Below are 19091 nucleotides of genomic sequence, written 5' to 3' on the forward strand. Positions count from 1 at the left end.
GGTCAGAGACTGCGCCATCAAAACCAGAGGTTTGACGATGTTTAAATATTTATTAACGAAAGAAGAATTCGACGCATTAACTGATGACCAGAAGGCTTTATACAAAGAGTCTGGCGGTAATTACCAGCTTCAAATCGAAGGAATGCCTGATATTCCTGATGTATCAGGGATGAAAAAGAAAATGGATGAGCTACTTGCTGAAAAAAAATCAGAGCAAGAAAAGCGAGAAAAGGCTGAGTCTGAAGCAAAGAAGGCGGCTGAAGATCAGGCGAGAAAAAGTGGTGATATTGAATCACTGGAGAAAAGTTGGGCTGAAAAGCTAAAAGTACGTGAAAGCGAGCTATTAACTCAATTGCAGGAAAAAGACACAAGCCTACATACATTATTGGTTGATAACGTTGCACAAACGCTGGCCACAAAGTTGGCAGGTGATGGTGCTCCGTTAATCATGCCACACATAAAATCACGGCTATCAGTCGAGGAAGGAAAGACCAGAGTAGTGGACGCATCAGGGCATCCGTCAGCATCCACTATTGATGACTTAGAAAAAGAGTTTCGTAGTAACCAGTTATTTGCTCCGGTAATTATCGGAAGCAAAGCCACCGGAACCGGAGGGGAAGGCGGTAAAGGGAAGTCACAAGCCGGAGGCAGTGATAAGCCCAAAAGTGCGAATCCATTACTAGATCGCGCTCGTGAAATCATTGCTAACAGTTCAGAGGAATAATATTTATGTCTTTAATCGTTTTTCAACATCAAGTATCACTCGCAGCAACAGAGCTTATTGCTCAAGCTGTACAGCAGTTCAATGAAGCATCCGGTGGTGCTTTAGTTCTCGGAGATGGTGACCATATTGGTGACTATATCGAGCAAACGTCTTGGCAATTAATGGGTGGCTTAGCTCAACGTCGTAATGCTTATGGCTCCGGCAACTTAACGCCGCAGGAATTAGGCCAAATTCTAGATCGCATGATTAAAGTTGATGGTCGTATCGGTCCAGTGTCAATTACGCCAACAATGATGAAACGCCTTGGGAAAGATGTATCAGAGGGCGCAGCAGTAGTGGCTGCTCAATCAGCAGTTGCGATGATCCAAGATTATTTAAACACTGCTGGTTCAGCTCTTAAGACGGCATTCTCTGGTAATGCTGCGGTGGTTACAGTTGATACTAACGCGCCATCATTGAGAGGGCTAAACAAGGCTACACGTCCATTCGGTGATGCATACTCGCGTATTGTCGCTTGGTTAATGGATGGTGCGACGTTCAATGATTTCATGGATGAATCGTTAACCAATGCAAGCAACCTATTCCAAATTGGTAACGTTGCTATTAAACAGGATAACTTAGGTCGTCGATTTGTTATTTCTGATATTCCTGCGCTTGCAGATGCTGATAAACAACACTCATTGGGTTTGGTTACTGGTGCGGCAGCAGTGCAAACGTCACCGTTGATCATGAAAGCTCAAGACGTATTAGGCCAAGAGAATATCAAGGCTTTAATGCAAGGAGAGTATGACTTTACTGTTGGTCTGCGTGGCTATCAGTGGAGTAAAGATAGCGTTAAGTCACCAACTAACACGCAGATTGAAACGGTTGCTAACTGGAAACAGATTGCGACTGATATCAAAGATACTGCGGGCGTACTGGTTACTTTCGGCAAAGATGCAGAGGTAGGCGGTTAATTCACAATAGGGGTGAAAGCCCCTTTATCATTCAGGCGGTCTCATGGCTGTAGAAATTACACTCGAACAGGTTCAGGAGTTGCTTGATTCAATGGGCTTTGAGGCTCCTGATTTTATTATTGAATCATTTATTGCTATTGCAAATAGGATAGATGATTGTCTGGATGCTTCAAATTATACAGAAAGCACAGCAAGGCTCATTAAGCTTTATGCTGTTGTTTTGATGCTGTCATCCGCTGATGTGAGAAAAACAACATCCGAACACGCACCATCGGGCGCTTCTCGCTCTTATCAGTACTTTGATGATGGAAGAAAGCAACTTGCCAATCTGTTATCAGGATTAGATGCAGCTGGCTGCACCAATTCATTGCCCATTAATAGGCCGCTAAATCTAGTTCAGTTTGACGTCTTTAGGAATTGATATGGCTAAAATGTCACGCTGGTCATACAAGAGCGTTGCGACTGTTTATCCTGTAAGCATGGGGGGTAAATGGGGCGATGAAATAATCTTCGAAGTTCCATACCTCATTGATTGCAATTGGGTGGCAACGAACGAAAAGGCGATGGACGCAAACGGTGGTGAGTTTATTTCTCGCTTAGTATTCAACACCGAATCATTCCACAAAGGTAAGCCTGTGAGGTTGCCAGAGGCTGGTGATTATATCGCTCAGAATGATACTCGAACAATTCTGGATCCGAGGAAAATTGAAGGTAATAGTTCAAAAATTAAAGCCGTTGATGGCTTTGATACTCGAATGTTTAGGCAAGACCCTGATTACAAAATAAGGACTTGATATGGCTAAACGTGCTCGGGTAACGAATAACATCCGTGCATTTGTTAACGACGTTACCTCAAAAAAAATCCCTAGAACGCTAATGCGCATGGCTGACCTTGGGCGAAGGCAGGCAGCAGTATTTACGCCAATTGCAACAAAGATTCTTATTAATTCCAGCTTCAGAACTCTTATGGTTGATGGGACTTTATATACTGGTCGCGTTGGTTATAGTGCCAGTTATGCAATTTATGTTCACGATCCGAATATAAAGCAAGAATTTACAAGGCCAGAGGCGAGAAAGGAATTTTTAACTCAAGGTTTTGAAGTGATGAAACCTATATTTAGAGAGGTTATCGCTGAGGAAATGAAACCATGATTATCGATGATTTCCTTGACTATTTAGAGCGAGGTGGCTTAGCAAGTGACTTTACTGTGCAGCGGTTGCAGTGGGAAGAGAAAGCTAATACCAAAACTCAACAGTATTTAGTTATTCAGCCTAATGATGGTTCGGGGCGATTTGGTGAGCTAAGTGCCGATGATTATGTAGATGTAATTCTAGTATCAGAGCAAAGCAACCCAATTCCCGCCTTAACTCGCGCTGATGAAATACTCAAATACGTAGCTGCTAACCCTGACGACTGTAATTTAAACTCAGTATTCAATATGGGCGGCTTGCCATCAGGTATTACGACAACAGAAAACAGAACGATATTCAGGCTCTCATTCCGCTGCTTATCATAAACAAACAAATATCAAACTAGGTCGCCAATGTGCGGCCTTTTTTATTTATAAGAGAGGCAATATGCAAGGTTGCACTAATAGCTCAGACATTATGGTCGGGCGAGTGAAAACTGTCGAGTTGGCCTATGGTTGTTCTGACCAATTCCCGACTGACGAAGAGTTAAAACTAAATGGACTACCAACATCGGTAACGTGGGATTTAGCGCCTGAAACGCTGGTTTCTGATGCAGATAATGGCGGTATTTCTTCCACAATGATTTCAAACCTTGATCCGACTTATTCAATTGAGGGTGAGGTTCGAGTTCATGACCGATCGGATGAGTTTGGTATTCAGCAATTTATTAAATACGTTGTTGATGAAATTAAGGCTCGTCGTCAGCCTACTGTATGGATGCGTTTGCACTGGGGGGACTACTATCACATTGGCTACATGAACGTTACTGGCATTAGTGACGGCGGTGGTGTTAAGGAAATTGTAACCTACAGTTTAGAGTTAAAACTGGCTGATGGCGCTACTTTCCAAGTTATCGAAGATGATAACGCTATCCCTGTGACAAATGTTGTCGTGGCTCCTAAAACTGCATCCGTTGAAGTAGGAAAGACAACGCAATTATCGGCAACGGTGACACCTAGCAACGCAACTAATAAAGCGATTGTGTGGAAAAGCTCTGATGCAGGTAAGGCAACTGTTACACCAAACGGCCTAGTTACTGGCATTGCTGCTGGCAAAGTGACTATCACAGCGACTACCGCTGATGGTGGCCTGACCGATACGTCAGAAGTGACCGTAACTGCCCCGTAATATTACAAAGGGTACTGATAGTGCCCTTGATAATACTAGGAGCACCTTATGACACCGAAAATAGAGTATGGCGAGTTCGCTGTTCAAACACCTAATAACGAGTACATTTTTAGCCCGTCATTTAATGCAATGACGAACATCGGTAGCCCATCAGAAATAGTTGATATTTTCACCGCCTTATCTGGTTCCGTAGTTAGTGATGCCATTTCATTATTAGCGGCATATTCGCTTAACGGCGGTTCAAATAGTAATTGGCTGTTGAAATACTTGAAGAAAAGCACATCTCGTAAATTGCTATCATCAGCAATGATTGTCATGCAAGCCTGTTGTAATAAGGACTGTGATGAGTTAATAGGCCAGTGGCGAGCGGGTAAAAACGGCACAACATACCGCATGGGTAAAATGCCAATGTCTGACATTATCGTGTTAGCTAGAGAACTGATGATACATGGCGTAATTGGTAAAGTTAAAATCAGAAAGCTACAACGCAATGAAAGCGGAAAGGAGTTCACTGATACCTTTAGCGCCGTTGAATATATCAATGCTTCGCGCGTCCACTTTGAAATGACTCGCGATGATGCAGAAAAATTAACAATGTCAGAATTTCTGATGATGTTAAAAGCCAAGTATCCAGAGGAAAAAGGCTTCACAAAAGAAGAATATGACGGCGCAGTTGATGACTATTTTGAACTTAAAAAGCGTCGAATTGCACAAGCTAAAGCGAATAAGGGGTAATTATGTATTTAAATATTATTTTGGCTAACCCATCTAGGCATAAGTACAAGTTTAAAGATGAAATAATTCACGTTAAAAGCGTTGCTTATGTTGAGGAAATGAAAAGCCATGTGCCCGATAAGCCACCATTTAGAGATGTAATTTTCATTCATCCTATCGATAGAGATGATCGATATGTTGGTGACTTTATCGAAATGCAGGAAGGCGACACATTCAGAGTCTATAGTGACAGTGGCGTCCTACTTAAAGAATATAAAAAGTAGCTTTGTGGCTACTTCTTGATCCCTAATTTTTCCTTAACGACATCCATCTCTCGTTCAAGCTGAAATATGCGCTCAGCCGCATCAGATATTGTTAATACTTCAACATGAGAATTACGCATTATCCAGTATTCGATAGCTGCGACCATTTCCTGATTGGCTGACCGATTATTAAATTCAGCTAATTCTTGAATTCTATCTTTTAAATCAGTCGGTAATCTGAGGTTAACCTGCGGATGCTTATATTTTCTTTCCATGCCACCTATCCTCAAAAACTCTCATTCTAGATAGGTGTTTTTTAGGTATCAATGCGTACCAAGTAGGTATCATTGCATATTTATACAGTACTATGATATATATCACTGATCAAATCTCCAGATAACCATCCTTAAGTAATATTGATATTATATTCATAAAATTAATGAGTAGTATCAATATAGAAGCAACATGCATCAGCTTGGCATGATATAAACAACCACTCCTGCCAAGGCTAAAAACAAAAAACAACACAAAATGCTTAGGGGATGGGTTTGGAAAACGATATTATATCAATTAAATCTGAAGTTGAGGTCTTTAAGTATCTAGAGAGATACTCAGAAGGCAAGGCCACTCCAGGCAATATAAAATTAGATGGTTGGCCAAATTTAACTTTCAGATTAACAGGAGATAAGTTTCAAGGAAGTATAACTCCTTCAGTAATGAAGGGATTCGTTGAAATGCAACAGCAAGTCAACAGGGCATACGCATCTTTAAGATATAACGACCCGAATAAACGTTTATCTAAAGAAGAGCGTGAGTCTATTGAGATAGTTATTATAGTTGCCGCTGGCTCGTCAATCATTAATGTTGATTTTAATGGGCTTCTCGAATTCATAGGCAAAGAGCTTATAGATAAAATGACACCTCAAGATATCATCATTACAATTCTAGGAACCGCTGTAATTTGGGGTGGCGTGACCGTGTTTAAAAAACACCTAGATAATCGGCGAGAAATAAGAGCTCAAGAAGTGAAGAAGGAAAGCGAAAAGCAATTCCTTGACACAATGAAAATAATGACCGAGGAAGAAACTAAGCGATTAGAAATACTTGAAAAAGTAATGATTAGCAACCCAAGGCTTCAGAAGCAACAAGATATAGCCGAGGATGCTAGAACTGATGTATTAAAGTCTTTAACTAACGCAAAGACAGTAGAAATTGATGATCTCGTACTGGATCAAGAGTTAACAAAGCAACTTTCTGCCTCTACTAGAAAAAAAACAATTGAAACAAGAATTGACGGAACCTATAAAGTTGAAAAAGTTGATTCTTCAGACCCAAATGTATTCAAAGTAACAGTAAGGGATACTACCTCGGATAAATTAGTAACATGTATTGTTCAGGATGTATTTTTGGATGAGAAAGAAAATAAAACAATCCTACAACAAGCCGAGTGGAATAGAAAACCATTGAAACTTAGCATTAATGCTAGAGTGAGGGACGGAGAAATTCGCTCTGCAACTATCGTATATGTTAACTATATAGAAGATTAGAAATACAAAAATAATCTAACTAACCCACTCCGGTGGGTTTTTTATTGCCCGTCCTTGGGCTGGGTGGTTATTTAATACGCTTAGCCTTATCCGTGTTTGTTAATTCAAAAGATGCAGATGTTAGGTTAAATAACGAATCAATCATGTGTTCAGTAATTGACCCTGTCTTATCATAGCCAAGCTTTTTTAATGATTCTTTCAAGCCATCGTTCCAGTAATCTTTAATGGCTCGAATATGGGTCATCGCGCCATTAATGTTGGTCATCAATATATGAGTATTGATTGGGTTTAAAGGTAATGGTTCCTGCCTAGGAATGTATTCACCTTCAAGCGCATCAAGATAAGAGATGGCTTGCGGTATCTGCTCAGGCAAAAGCTCGTTGATATGCTCAACGCCGAACTCCTTGTGAACATACTTCCAAATATCAGGGTAGATATTAGCGACGCCAGTAGCAATTAAACGCTCGGCTGTCTGACGTAGCGGAGTCAGTTCTTTTGCTGTTGATTGGCGGAGGCTGATTTTTTGTTGAGCTTCTTCTTTCTTGGCAAAATAGAAATCCTCCAGTGCCTCAAAAACATTCCATGCGTTATCGGTGTCTAGCATTTTGGCATGACGCGCTGCCCCACGTTCTGTCCAGAGGGTTAAATGTTTGGCATTTTTAGCGCAAGCAACTAAGTTACTTTTAGTAACCTTGTTCTTAAAATCTTTTAATATTGAACCAGTTAACTTAAAGTAATGTTTACCTTCGATAAACCTTTTGGCATTCCTTGAGAAGTTAGTTTTAATATTACCAACAACGGTATCGTACAAAGAAGCAATAGTTTCTGTGGTTACTACAGGTACGCCATTATGGGTAATAACTGGCATTGTTTTTATGGAATTGCTGATGCTGCTGACATTTGATACATTAGTCATAGTTCGTTTCCTCTAGACTCGAGCTAAATTAGAAGCCCTGACTATCGCAAGTAGTTGGGGCTTCGCTATTTTAAGCGCTCAATAAGCCATCTTGTATGAGCGTTCTCTTTAATCTCTGAACCATCTCTGAATTCAGTGACCTTCCTTCTTTTTTTGCAATAAGCTTTAAAATTTCTTTGATTTCGGGGTCAATTCTTAACCCCAATGGGGAAACTTCTCTCATCCTCATTTTTTTGCCTTTTGTGTAGCTAAAGTGTAGCTATAAAGCTATCAATTTAAAAGTATTTAGTCAATAGTATTTTGGCTACACTGTGAAGCTAAATGTCACTAATGGTAGCTATAAATGAAAGGCATGAGAGGCTTAACGCCAATGGGCGTTAGAATACCCGATGATTTAAAAGAAAAAATCCAAAAGAGGGCGCTTAAAAATGGGCGCTCTATGAACTCGGAAATAATAATGATCCTACAGGAAGCTGTAGACGAAGAAAGAAAACCGAAGAACATAGACGAATTAGCCAACTTAGAATCAGATAAGTTCAAAGAGCTATTCATGGAAACCGTCAAGAAGATGTATGAGGGTAAAAAGTGACTAATATCACATTTTATTTCGTTATTACTGTATAAAAAACAGGAATGTAAAATTTTTTAGTGCCTGTAATATATTCTGACATTTTCTTTGGAGCTTGCACATGAATGCGCCTGTAATTAGTTTTATTAATATGAAGGGTGGGGTGGGAAAGACCACTCTATGTATTAGTATTGGTGAGTATTTAGCAAACTATAAGGATAAAAAAGTATTAATAATAGATATTGACCCTCAGTTTAATGCAACACAATCTTTTATGGGTAAGCATGATAAAATAAGTGAGTACTTATCTTTAGTAAAACAAAGAAAGACAATCAAGAGAATATTTGAAGTAAATGCTTCTATATATGATGAAGATGCAGTATTAAAAAAAGAAGATGTTATTTACAGTGTATATCCAAATCTAGATATAATCCCTGGTGATATAAATATAATGTTTGAGCACAACACGGTAGATACAATGAGATTGATTCGGATAAGAAACTTCATTGAAGACAATAAGTTAAGAGATATCTACGACTACATTTTCATTGATTGTCCGCCGACTATTTCAATGTATACCGAAGCGTCCATAATGGCATCTACACATTATATAATGCCAATGAGGATAGACCAGTATTCAGTATTGGGAAGTAATAATTTGCTATCAATTGTTTCTAAGTTAGCTAGAGATCAAAGAATTACAATAAAGCCATTGGGTGTTATTTATACTGATACCGCACCAAGAAGATTGACAAAGAAGACCAGAACAATTAAGACAGCTATAGAAACCGAAAAAGGCATCAGGGATCTATATTTCTTCAAGAATCATTTTTCAAAGGTTAGGGATTTGCAGGTTGGTCAGCAATTGAATTTTGCGTCAGCGTATTCTCAGTCTAAAGAAATCATTGATAGAATTTGTACGGAACTCGAAGTTAAGCTTAAAGAGGTTGATGATGAATCAGAATAAATTAATAACTAAAAAGAAATTAATGGAACTAAAAGATTCTGAATCGCTTGAGTTTATGATCGGATTCCTATCTTTAGTAATTTTTTCCAAAGAAACTTTTAAGTCGAATTTTGAATTGCATGAATTTATTAAAGATGCATTTAAGATTGAATATAAAAGATACGTTGTGGCCTCAAGAACCCTTATGTTCTCTAGGCTTGCGAAAGATATAGTTAGCAAATATTCCGATGGAAATCATTTCACGGCTAAAAATACTGTTGTCAATATTATTTATGAAAAGCTAGATCAGCAGCCAATGAACGACATCGCTTTAGAAGCGAAAAAGAAAGAAAATAAAAAGAGAAAAGGTAAGAATACTACAACAGAAAGTATTTCAAAGTGGATAAAGGGGTTTAGGGGTGAGTAACTTCCTCACTATTGACCCTTACAACGTGTTAGGAACAGTGTCTAAGTTCAAAGAAGACCTAAAAGTAATTCCTGACCAATATGTTGTTGACTCGTTAATATCAGCGGTAAAAAAGTCTATTTTTTTGAAGGTAATCCACGAAAAATCTTTGAGAGGGAATAGACACTTATTAAGCGTCATCTATGATTTTTTAGGCTGTATTTCAGCAATAAAAAAAATGAAGATAGATACTTTTATTTTAATATAAGGTCATGCATTGAAAATTCAATTAGATTCTTGTTGAGCAAAGATAATGATGATGAAATCGGTGTTACAAGGATGTTCAGTGAGTTTAAAGAAAGATATAAAGGTGTAGATGGCGTTAGCGCACTTGCTAGGGTGTATTCTGATGCATGTAATTACGTTCATAACAATGTCAAGGCTGATATTGATGTATCAAAAAGCTATAAATACATTGATTCATCTAAGGTTTTTGAAAAGAAAAAAAGCAGAAATCTATGTAATGACCTCGTTTCTGTGCAATCGTCACTAGATAATTTTTTGCTAATTAATAATAAAGAAGACATAAAACATTCATTTTTATATCTAAATGAAAATATAGAATATTTAATAAATAAAAAATTTTTAGAAAAATTATTCTCATCATAACTCTCTAAACCTGCTCCGGCAGGTTTTTTTACACCTAATGTTTGCTTTGTTTTGCGCCAACCTCGGGCTATCATAAATTAAATTAATAATACAAATAGGTGATGGGATGAAGAAGACTTTACTGGCAGTTGTCATTGGCGCATTTATTGTTGTTGGTTGCGGGCAAAAAGAATTAAGTCCATTAGAAATTGAACAGGTTAGCAACTTAAAATCTGAATTAGCAGCAACAGAGAAAAGCTTATCAAATGCAAAGTTAGACCAAGATAAATATGCAGGTGGACTTATTAAGACCTTAATTCAAACACGAGCTGAAGTTTTAGAGACAAACAAAGCCTTACTTCAACAGCGTATTAATGCGATAGAGTCAGGAGCTAAGATAGATATAGTTATCGAAGGCGTCCAACAAAACCCTGAGTTGGCAAAGCAGCTAGAATTGGAAATAGCTAAAGCAGAAGAAGATATTAAAGCTGAAAAAAAAGACGCTGAACAATACTCTGGCGGGTTAATTCTATCTATGAAATTAGCCACAATTGCCACGCAAGAGCAAACTTTAGCTATGTTACAGCAAAAGTATTTATCAGCTAAGTATGGGTTAATGATCAACGATAACGCTGAGACGGTAACAGTCAGTAAAGAGCCTGAGAAAGATGGTAAGGTTAATCTTAAAAATGAAAGTGCTGACTCCGCACCTGCATTGTTGCCACCTGAAAATGGCCCATTTGGATTTAAAATGGGTCTGACGAAAAAAAATATTGAAGACATGACAGGCGCTGATGTAAAGCTTGTTCGTGAAGAAGAAAATTTATATATAGTTAGTCAGTCGCCAAAAAACAACGCAAGTTTTGATTCTTTTGGATTGGTCATATCGCCAACAGTTGGTTTGTGCCAAATAAGAGCCATAGGCAAGGATATAAAAAACAATTCTCATGGGCTACAGTTGCAAGATAAGTTTTGGGATTTGGTTAAGTCTTTAGAGTCTATTTACGGCACATCAAAGCGTACTGATACACTGATTTCTGGCTCTATTTGGCAGGATCCGCAATATTGGATGACTGCATTATCTAAGGATGAGAGGTTCTTGTCAGCAAGATGGAAAAAGCAAAATGAAGCTATGAAGGATAGCGATATAGTGGATATTGGCGTTGAAGCGCGAGCAAACAGTAGTTCGAATGGCTTTCTGTTTCTTCAATATTCATTTAGCAATGAGAAGGATTGTTTAAATGAAATAGAATCAGCCAAAAAAAGCTCACTATAAATTAACCTATATTTTTATGCATAGGCCCTGTCAAATTGACGGGGCTTTCTTTTTTCTAGAGGAAAATAAATATGTCAGAAAGCCAATCAGCCGGTGGAATCCACTACGATGTAAGTATGGATATTAAAGAGTTACTTGTCGGTGAAAAGCAAGTTAACAAAGTAATGGATAATGTAGAAAAGAGTACTGATAAGGCCACGACTTCATTAAATAAATTAGACAAGGTTGCTGCTCAGGTTGGCGTAGCAATGAAGATGCCAGAGATAAATAAATTATCTCGTGACATGGCGCAGTTATCCGGAAAAATAGGCGCTAACTCTGCGGCAACAGATAAAGCTGTTCAGACACATAATAGATTTACTGGCGTTTTAAGTACCGTGTCTGGGTCGTTGGGGGCTGGATATGTCGGTAATATAGGGAATGCCACAGAGTCATTAATCAAGCACACTCAAGCAGCTATCAATGCCACAGCTGAAGAAGTGAAAAATGCGGAGGCAATGAAAAAACAAGCTCAAGCATATCAATCAGAAGCTTCTCAGCTAGTATCTTCAACACAAGAGAAACGAAAAACAGCAGAGGAAGCTATTAGGCTCGCTGAATCAGAACTGCAAGTAGCAGAGGCTTTAGCTGATCGTAAAACAGTAAGCTTAGAAAGTTTAGAGGCGCTTAAAAAAACTCAGCAATACCAATTAAGGCAGGCTGAATTAAATAACGAAATGTCTAGTAATGAAAGGACATTAGCAGAAGTTACAAAGTCTAGAACAGCGGTTCAGCGTACTCAAAATCAAATTGACAAACAGTCTGGTGAAATTGCTCAGGATGTATGGAAAGCTGAAGATAAAGTCAAATCAGCGAAAGAAAATCATCGCAATGCAACAATTGAATTAAGCAAAGCTAAAGGTTTAGAGGCTCAAGCTACCGCAACAGTTGTTGCAGCAGATGAAGCGGCGGCGATTGCAAAAGTAAAGGCTACAACAGCCGCTAAGGCTCAAGTAATAGCAATGAACGGCCTTCGCAGCGTAATGGCCTTACTTGGTGGCCCCACTGGAATTCTTTTGCTTGTGGCTGCTGGGGTGTACGCTCTCTACCAAGCAATGAGTAACACTGAAAAAATTGATGAGTTTAATAAAAAGATAGATGATTCGATTGATAAGTTGGATGAGCTAAATAACTCTCAAGCTAAGTATGCAGCAGACAAATTTGGCAAAGATTTAGAAAAGAAGATTGACAAGTTAAAAGAGTATGAAAAAGAAATAAATCATCTAAATGCGGCGGTAAGGGCATCCGAACAAACAGGAATGTTTAATAAAGAGCTAAACGAAGAGCTTAATAAATACAAAGCATTGGCTGATGATACAACACAGCAAATAATAAAATTAACTGGTGCTGTTAGCCGCTCTGGGGATCAAATAAAAAGAACCACAGGGCAAACAGTAGAGCAATGGACTGCGCAGGTTGCGCTGAATAATGAAACTAAATCATTAACTACGCAAAATGAATTTTTATCAAGATCGCTACTCGATACTGAGTCTGCTGCGCGTGATGCGATGGCTATCAATGATTTCAAAGAAAAACTTGAAAAACTAGGAATTACTGGTAAGGACGCTACTGATTCTATTGACGCATTCGCATCTGCACTGCAATTCAATAAAGACCTAACGCTTGGCGTGGCCGTCGATAAAATGAAAGAAAAAGTTGAAGAGCTAACTATAAAGCTAAACAAAGGTGAAGAAGCCGCGATCAGCTTTAACGCCCAGATGATGATTAAGAATTCAGGATGGGATACAAATAGTGATGACGCCAAGGAATATATCAAGTTAACAGAAACTGCAGCGAAATTAACCAAACAAATATCAGATGGTAAAAAGAAAGGTGGCTCAGGGTCTAAAAAAGACAAAGCAGAAGAAGGCCTAAAGAAACAACTAAGTGAGGTGGGGGCGCTCAAGAAGCGCTATGAGCTGCTAAGCGCTGGCGTAGAAGATGTTAATAAAGAAATGGCAGTATTTGAGGCAGCTCAAAAGCTAGGCTCCAAAGCAACAGATAAGCAAAAAGAAGCCGCATCAAAAGAAGCCGAAGAAATTTATAACCTTACTCAGAAAATTAGCGATTTCAACCGGGCACAAGAGGCTACCCCAGAATTAAAGCTATCTCGTGAGTTCGGAGAAGAAGCGAAAGTAATTCGTCGTATGTTTGATGAGGGTTTCATCGATAAAGAAACTTTTGTGAGGTTGGGCAAAGAAGCCACTGAAGCCTTTGAAAGTGGAATGACTGATATCAAAGTCGATATGTCTGTAAGTGCTTTAGATGAGGCCAGAGCTAAGGTTGACCCAATACAAGCACTTCAAAATGAGAACACTCAAAAACTAGCCCTGATCAAAGAGTACATGAACCAGAAAATACTCACTGAGCAAGAAGGCTTAGCAATGATGGATTTAGCTAATAAAGAATACGAGCTAAACAGAACAAATGCTATGTATGACTTATGGCGCAATCAATCATTAGGAAATGAAGCGGCGGCAGCAGCCTTTGATTCTCTAGCGGGAAACGCATCAAACGCCTTAACTGGCATCATTACTCAATCAATGACAGCAGCAGACGCAGCTAGATCGCTAGGACGCACAGTCCTAAATAGTCTCATTAATTCTTATGTGCAAGCAGGTATTGAACAAGCAAAAGCGGCATGGTTTGGCGCAGGACAAGAGCAAGCAGCGATTGCAACAACTACAGCAGTTCAAACAGCAGCAGTCGGAACTCAAACAGCAGTAAGTACAGCAGCAGCTGCCACCACCACAGCAGCGTGGACTCCAGCTGCAATTATGGCTTCCATAGCATCGATGGGGACGGCGGCTAAAATTGGTATGGCGGCTGTAGCGGTGCTAGGTATTGGCGCTATTGCTGGAAAACGCAAAAATGGTGGTAATGTAAAAGGAGGGTCAGCTTACGAGGTTGGTGAGGAAAACCTGCCAGAATTAATGCAAATAGGCAATAAGCTGATCGCAATACCCGGCAACAACGGGAGAATGTTTAGTTACGATGACGTAACTGGATCACCAATGATACCTAAAGCATCCACTGGTCCAATGGTGTCAAAAGCGAAAGGAAATAATTTAGCGAGCAAGGGCTCACAAGACAGCATTAACAACATCACAGTCATCATAGAAAACCATGGTTCACCGACAACCGTTGTGGATCAGCGAATGGAGAAGGGTTTAAATGAAGATGATGTACTAAGGATAATAATAAGGGATGCAAATGAGAAAGGACCCGGACTTCAGTCTATAATGGCTAATACAACCGCAACCCCTAGACTTTAAGGATAATAAATGTCTTCATTAATATTTTATACAGACGATGAACAAGCAATTATAGCAACAGATACTCTAGCTGTAACTCCAGAAGGAAAACCATATTTCTTTGTCAATAAAGCGACATATGTCCCAACCTTAAATATGGTGGTTTCAGGGCTCGGGTTAGGAACGCTGAGTTCAGAATGGCAAAATAAAGTATCTCATGGTTTTATATATATGGACATGGACCATCTAAATAAACACGCATCGAAATACTTGCTAGAAATATACAAAGAGCACCAAAATAAATATGGCTTTGGTGATAACGAAAGTGCGACCATTTATCATATTGGCTATTCGGCAGAAGAAGGTGGGTATGCTGCATATGCATTTAGATCGTCAAATAACTTTCAGTGTGAAAGATTGCCGCATGGAACGGTCGCAAAGCCTGAATGTGATATATTAGAAGGAAATACATTTGACTTAATACCAACAATGATGCAGCAGCAACGAAGCATTCAAATGTCCATGCCAAAAGACCAGAGGGTTTATATTGGCGGTGAGGTATTTGCGATTCATCTAACTAATGGTCAAGCTGTGTATTATAGATTAGCTGAGTTTGAAGATTATAGGCAAATGCAAAGACAAATATTTGGATAACCCGCTACGGCGGGTTTTTTAATGGATATCAAATGGAAATAATCGACTACCCTGAATGGTTCCCGTTACCACAAAAAGCGGATAAGAACATGACGTTTGATACTGGGTTTCGAACGGATCAGCCTCAAGTTGGAGCACCGATATTCCAGAAGCTAACGGATGACATTAAAACAGTTTGGAATGTTAAGTGGATATTCCAGTTAGGAGAGGAAAGGGCTTTTCAGCAATGGTTGAGAAGCCCTAATTATTTGGACAACTGCACTAAGTGGTTCAGGATGCCAATTAATCTTGGTGGCTCTGGACTGCAACCGCAGGAACTTCATTTTGTGAGCTATCCTGTTCAAACGTCGATTAATGGCAGCGTAGTAACTTGGACGGGATCGGTTATCTGCCGCAAGCTATTTAATGAAGATGACGAGTTTGGCGATTTAATTGTTGAGATACCGCCAAGGGATTGGGGACTACTTGATATTATCGTCACCGAGCGATTGCCTCGATGTAAGGGGGGCGAATGAAGTTAAGAGAGTACAGAGCGCAACGACCGATGCGCACATTCTACGAGACCATCCAGTTCTACCATCCCTCATTCGGAAACATTCATTTAGTCAGCTTGCAGATAGAGCCTAAGGTATTGGGCGGTGTTGAGTATCAGCCGTGTAACTTTGAACTAGCAGAGAGCCAGCAAAGTAAAACACCGATTATTGACGCTTCGGTTAAGTTTAGCCGAGTCGCGCAGGACTTTAAGCAGCAACTCAAGCTATGGAGGTCAAATACTCGAATGAAGCCAATTATCGCAACGTTTAGATTGTTTGACTCGGCCGACAAAGATAACCCGATAAGCGAGTGGTCGTTGTATGTGAAAGACTGCTCACTTGATGCTGAATCGGTCACTGTCACACTGTCGATGAATAACCCGCTGAATAAGAACGTCGGGCGTATTTACACGATGGAAGAGTTCACAGGCTTGGAGACGGTTTAATGACGAGAAATGAATTCATAAACAAGATGATAGGCAAGCCGTGGAAGAATCGTGCATGTACTTTGAATGAGTGCGATTGCTGGGGCCTTGTCGTGTTGTATTTTAGGTACGTACTAGGTACGGAAATTCATCATGACGCTGGCTACGAATCGGACCATGATTTTGTAACTTGCTATGAGAATGAGGTCGAATTCTGGCAGCGCACAGAGCATCCAACTGATGACGGAATATTCATTGGTTATCGCGGCTCTCAGCCTGCTCACATAGGGTTAGTTATCGATGGTAATGCATTTCATAGCCGAGGAGAGAATGGGGCTGTAAGAATGGATAGGCTCATTGTGCTTGAGAAGAAATTCACGAAATTGGAGTTTATGAAATATGCCGATAGTTGAAATTCAGCGAATAGCGGGAACACCTAAAGAAAGAGTCGATTTAAAAGTCGGCTCTTTTTTTTATAGCGATTTTCTAGTGCATCAGCAGTTGCATAGTGATGTTGTCATTCTCGTTAACGGGCGTGAGCTGCAAGAAGATGATGAGTTAGATTTCGAGATAACACCGACGCACTTTATTCAAGTGCTTGACCAACCAAAGGGCGTTATTGGCGATATTCTGAATCCAGTGTTCAACCTTGTCACGAAAGTATTCTCGTTTCTCGCACCAAAAACACCGTCATTTTCTGCTGCTGAGTCGAATGTTAAAGACAGTCCGAATAACCGACTCACAGGGCAAACGAACGTTGCTCGAGCGTATCAAGCAAGACCAGAAATTCACGGTCAAGTCAGGGTTTTCCCCGACCTCATTCAGCAGTCTATGTTTGAGTATAACAACAACCTCAAGACGGTAACTGAGTGGCTAAATATCGGCATAGGCGAATATAAAACGGAAAGTATCCGATTTGCCGAATCTGATTTCACGGCAATGGCGGGTGCGAGCTACAAGATATATAGGCCAAAAGAAGTCATCCCGTTGATTAATGAGGGATTTGAGTTCCCTGACATAGACGGACAAGAATTGCCGGGTCCTAATGAGAGCAAAGATATCCCACAGCAAACGGCAACGGCGAATGAGGTTGTGTCTGGTGAGATAAAGGGCGGTGAAGCGGCGATAAAAATCGTTAAGCAAGACGAGTTTGAATACTTCTACGAGCTAACAAAGCCTCGCTCTATTTCAATGACAGTAAATGTAAGTTACGACACTCCGCAGGGTTCGGTAACTAAAGATGTGAAAATTGACGCTCAATTAGTTGATGCAAAAGAGAGTGACGATGGCTCATTAATTAGCCCTGTTGAGTATTACGAATTCTTCTTTACTAACCTAAGCGGAACAGATTTAGCGCAGCTTCCACCAAACGCAGTAGTGAACACAACGAAATTCATTCTCTATGACAATCAGTTTTTAACAGTGGGCCCGTTCTTTTCGCCTGTTGACGGCGACCAGATGTGGATTCACTTACAGGCACAACTTGGTGGCGGTGATAATTGCAATGCAACTGTCGAAATCTGGAAGATAAATACGGATAACGAGGAAATAGCTGGCACTCGTCAAAGCTTCAATACTGCGCTAAGCGCTAACAATGGCGCACGAGTTTATTATAAAACAGACAAAGTGACTCTGAATTCAGGCCGCGGGCGTTACGCTGTACAGCTCACTCGACGCAATAACAGTAGCGACCAGAGCATCATGAAAATCGAAAACGCTCACATAGTCCGAGTTCGTGAGAATGTTGTTTTTGAGAATGACACGATAGTTAATGTGTCAGTGAGAGCAACGGAAGCGCCTACAGGAGCGAGAGAACGTAAATACAACTTGTTGGCCACACGCATGCATATTTCTTATGACCAAGTATCAAAGCAGGTTGATTATACGCTCAGGCCATCGCGGAGTTTTGCTGATGCAGTGTTGCATACGTGGTTAATTACTGCTGGCGAAAGCGAGAGAAACATTGATATCGACGGACTATATCGAATTAACGATAGCTTGCCTGATGAGAGATTGGGATATTTCGATTACACATTTGATGATGAGGATATTTCTCTAGGCCAACGTATCGAAACCATATGTAATGCCGCACGAGTGACAGCTTATTACGATAATGCCGTGCTTACATTTTCTCGTGAACAGTCCAGCGAATTCCCAATGACCACGTTCAATCGGTCAAATATCACAGGTAACGACATGAAGATATCGTATGACATGTCAATGCCATCGGGATATGACGGGATTGAGCTTGAGTATGTCGAACCGGTTCGTAACAAGAAAGACTATATCCGCTTTCGAGTTGATGAGAATGGAATTACTGAAGGACTATCACGCACGCCGAATAAGATAGTTTTACAAGGCTGTAGAAATCGCTACCAAGCAATGGATAGGGCACTGTTAGAAGCTAACCGACTTATTCACCAACGAACAAGCATCAGTCTGACAACGCTTGCAGACGGTGGGAGCGTGTACCCTAGCGATATGGTGCTGATAGCCGATACTTACGATTCAAATCAGCAAGCAGGATATATCACTGATCGAAACGGGGAGGTATTCACAACTAGTGAGAAAATAAAATTTGATGCAGAGATGTGGGTGTATCTCACTGATAGCATGGGCTACACAACGCAGAAGTTTAAAGCAGAGCCAAGGATTGATACTGAGTTCGGCTTTATCGCAAGTGTGCCAGAGGATATTGAACTCAATTTTTACGATGGATATCGGGTGCAGTCACCTTCACGGTACGTTATAGCCACTTCCACTGAGCTAGAAATGACTAAGTGGGTAATAACAGACAAGCGCCCGATGGGTGGCGAACGCTACACCATAACCGCAACCGAATACTTCGACGCGAAAGCCGACTACAACGCATAACAGCAATCATTAACCAACAAGCCAGCCAA

General features: G+C 40.2%; 24 protein-coding genes. 21 read left to right on the forward strand and 3 right to left on the reverse strand.

Annotation, left to right across the window (positions count from 1 at the left end):
- Positions 1–37: 37 nt before the first annotated feature.
- The 9 genes from EL244_RS06935 to EL244_RS06975 all read left to right on the forward strand — a co-directional run bounded on the left by EL244_RS06935 (position 38) and on the right by EL244_RS06975 (position 4997).
- Positions 38–724, forward strand: coding sequence for a hypothetical protein (locus tag EL244_RS06935; protein ID WP_126462753.1), 687 nt, complete (start codon positions 38–40; stop codon positions 722–724).
- Positions 725–729: 5 nt separating this feature from the next.
- A complete protein-coding gene (locus tag EL244_RS06940; protein WP_126459746.1) occupies positions 730–1680 on the forward strand; it encodes a major capsid protein in 951 nt (316 codons plus the stop codon).
- 43 nt (positions 1681–1723) lie between these two features.
- Positions 1724–2101 (forward strand): DUF7370 family protein, encoded by a 378-nt coding sequence (locus EL244_RS06945; protein WP_126459749.1) that lies wholly within the window; start codon positions 1724–1726, stop codon positions 2099–2101.
- 1 nt (position 2102) lies between these two features.
- On the forward strand, positions 2103–2474 hold the full coding sequence (locus EL244_RS06950) for a hypothetical protein (RefSeq protein ID WP_126459751.1): 372 nt from the start codon (positions 2103–2105) through the stop codon (positions 2472–2474).
- Position 2475: 1 nt separating this feature from the next.
- Positions 2476–2832, forward strand: coding sequence for an HK97 gp10 family phage protein (locus tag EL244_RS06955; protein ID WP_126459754.1), 357 nt, complete (start codon positions 2476–2478; stop codon positions 2830–2832).
- On the forward strand, positions 2829–3197 hold the full coding sequence (locus tag EL244_RS06960) for a phage tail termination protein (protein ID WP_126459756.1): 369 nt from the start codon (positions 2829–2831) through the stop codon (positions 3195–3197). Before EL244_RS06955 ends, EL244_RS06960 begins: the two co-directional genes overlap by 4 nt.
- Positions 3198–3258: 61 nt before the next feature.
- On the forward strand, positions 3259–3999 hold the full coding sequence (locus EL244_RS06965; RefSeq protein WP_126459759.1) for an Ig-like domain-containing protein: 741 nt from the start codon (positions 3259–3261) through the stop codon (positions 3997–3999).
- 48 nt (positions 4000–4047) lie between these two features.
- Positions 4048–4734, forward strand: coding sequence for a DUF6246 family protein (locus tag EL244_RS06970; RefSeq protein WP_126459761.1), 687 nt, complete (start codon positions 4048–4050; stop codon positions 4732–4734).
- Between the two features lie 2 nt (positions 4735–4736).
- Positions 4737–4997: a hypothetical protein gene (locus EL244_RS06975; RefSeq protein ID WP_126459763.1), complete on the forward strand. Its 261-nt coding sequence runs from the start codon at positions 4737–4739 to the stop codon at positions 4995–4997.
- An 8-nt stretch (positions 4998–5005) separates the two neighbouring features.
- Here the strand turns inward: EL244_RS06975 and EL244_RS06980 are convergent, their stop codons facing one another.
- Positions 5006–5251 (reverse strand): Arc family DNA-binding protein, encoded by a 246-nt coding sequence (locus tag EL244_RS06980; protein WP_126459766.1) that lies wholly within the window; start codon positions 5249–5251, stop codon positions 5006–5008.
- Between the two features lie 273 nt (positions 5252–5524).
- Between EL244_RS06980 and EL244_RS06985 the strand changes: the two genes are divergently transcribed.
- Entirely contained in the window at positions 5525–6523 is a 999-nt protein-coding gene (locus EL244_RS06985) for a hypothetical protein (RefSeq protein ID WP_230084851.1), read from the forward strand.
- Between the two features lie 67 nt (positions 6524–6590).
- On the opposite strand, the gene EL244_RS06990 is transcribed toward EL244_RS06985, so the two are convergent.
- Both EL244_RS06990 and EL244_RS18390 read right to left on the reverse strand, forming a co-directional pair.
- Positions 6591–7439: an ORF6N domain-containing protein gene (locus tag EL244_RS06990; protein ID WP_126459771.1), complete on the reverse strand. Its 849-nt coding sequence runs from the start codon at positions 7437–7439 to the stop codon at positions 6591–6593.
- A 70-nt stretch (positions 7440–7509) separates the two neighbouring features.
- Positions 7510–7668, reverse strand: coding sequence for an Arc family DNA-binding protein (locus tag EL244_RS18390; RefSeq protein WP_081335999.1), 159 nt, complete (start codon positions 7666–7668; stop codon positions 7510–7512).
- Positions 7669–7782: 114 nt separating this feature from the next.
- Between EL244_RS18390 and EL244_RS07000 the strand changes: the two genes are divergently transcribed.
- The 11 genes from EL244_RS07000 to EL244_RS07050 all read left to right on the forward strand — a co-directional run bounded on the left by EL244_RS07000 (position 7783) and on the right by EL244_RS07050 (position 19062).
- Positions 7783–8028: an Arc family DNA-binding protein gene (locus EL244_RS07000; RefSeq protein WP_126459773.1), complete on the forward strand. Its 246-nt coding sequence runs from the start codon at positions 7783–7785 to the stop codon at positions 8026–8028.
- A gap of 100 nt (positions 8029–8128) precedes the next feature.
- On the forward strand, positions 8129–8974 hold the full coding sequence (locus EL244_RS07005) for a ParA family protein (protein ID WP_126459776.1): 846 nt from the start codon (positions 8129–8131) through the stop codon (positions 8972–8974).
- On the forward strand, positions 8961–9380 hold the full coding sequence (locus EL244_RS07010; protein ID WP_230084852.1) for a hypothetical protein: 420 nt from the start codon (positions 8961–8963) through the stop codon (positions 9378–9380). Before EL244_RS07005 ends, EL244_RS07010 begins: the two co-directional genes overlap by 14 nt.
- 279 nt (positions 9381–9659) lie before the next feature.
- Entirely contained in the window at positions 9660–10028 is a 369-nt protein-coding gene (locus tag EL244_RS18000) for a hypothetical protein (RefSeq protein WP_232004568.1), read from the forward strand.
- Between the two features lie 106 nt (positions 10029–10134).
- Entirely contained in the window at positions 10135–11283 is a 1149-nt protein-coding gene (locus EL244_RS07020; RefSeq protein WP_126459780.1) for a hypothetical protein, read from the forward strand.
- Between the two features lie 71 nt (positions 11284–11354).
- Positions 11355–14597 (forward strand): hypothetical protein, encoded by a 3243-nt coding sequence (locus EL244_RS07025; protein ID WP_126459783.1) that lies wholly within the window; start codon positions 11355–11357, stop codon positions 14595–14597.
- Positions 14598–14606: 9 nt separating this feature from the next.
- The gene (locus EL244_RS07030) at positions 14607–15230 is read left to right on the forward strand and encodes a hypothetical protein (protein ID WP_126459786.1); all 624 of its coding nucleotides are present in this window, start codon (positions 14607–14609) and stop codon (positions 15228–15230) included.
- A 32-nt stretch (positions 15231–15262) separates the two neighbouring features.
- Positions 15263–15745 carry a hypothetical protein gene (locus tag EL244_RS07035; protein ID WP_126459788.1) on the forward strand — a complete coding sequence of 161 codons (483 nt, stop codon included), beginning with the start codon at positions 15263–15265 and terminating at the stop codon, positions 15743–15745.
- Positions 15742–16209 (forward strand): DUF1833 family protein, encoded by a 468-nt coding sequence (locus EL244_RS07040; protein WP_036943373.1) that lies wholly within the window; start codon positions 15742–15744, stop codon positions 16207–16209. Before EL244_RS07035 ends, EL244_RS07040 begins: the two co-directional genes overlap by 4 nt.
- Before the next feature lie 92 nt (positions 16210–16301).
- Positions 16302–16601: a peptidoglycan endopeptidase gene (locus EL244_RS07045; RefSeq protein ID WP_336426557.1), complete on the forward strand. Its 300-nt coding sequence runs from the start codon at positions 16302–16304 to the stop codon at positions 16599–16601.
- A complete protein-coding gene (locus EL244_RS07050; RefSeq protein ID WP_126459793.1) occupies positions 16588–19062 on the forward strand; it encodes a host specificity factor TipJ family phage tail protein in 2475 nt (824 codons plus the stop codon). The genes EL244_RS07045 and EL244_RS07050 overlap by 14 nt, the downstream gene beginning before the upstream one ends.
- Positions 19063–19091: the final 29 nt, after the last annotated feature.

The sequence above is a fragment of the Providencia rustigianii genome, from assembly GCF_900637755.1.
Lineage (GTDB): Bacteria > Pseudomonadota > Gammaproteobacteria > Enterobacterales > Enterobacteriaceae > Providencia > Providencia rustigianii.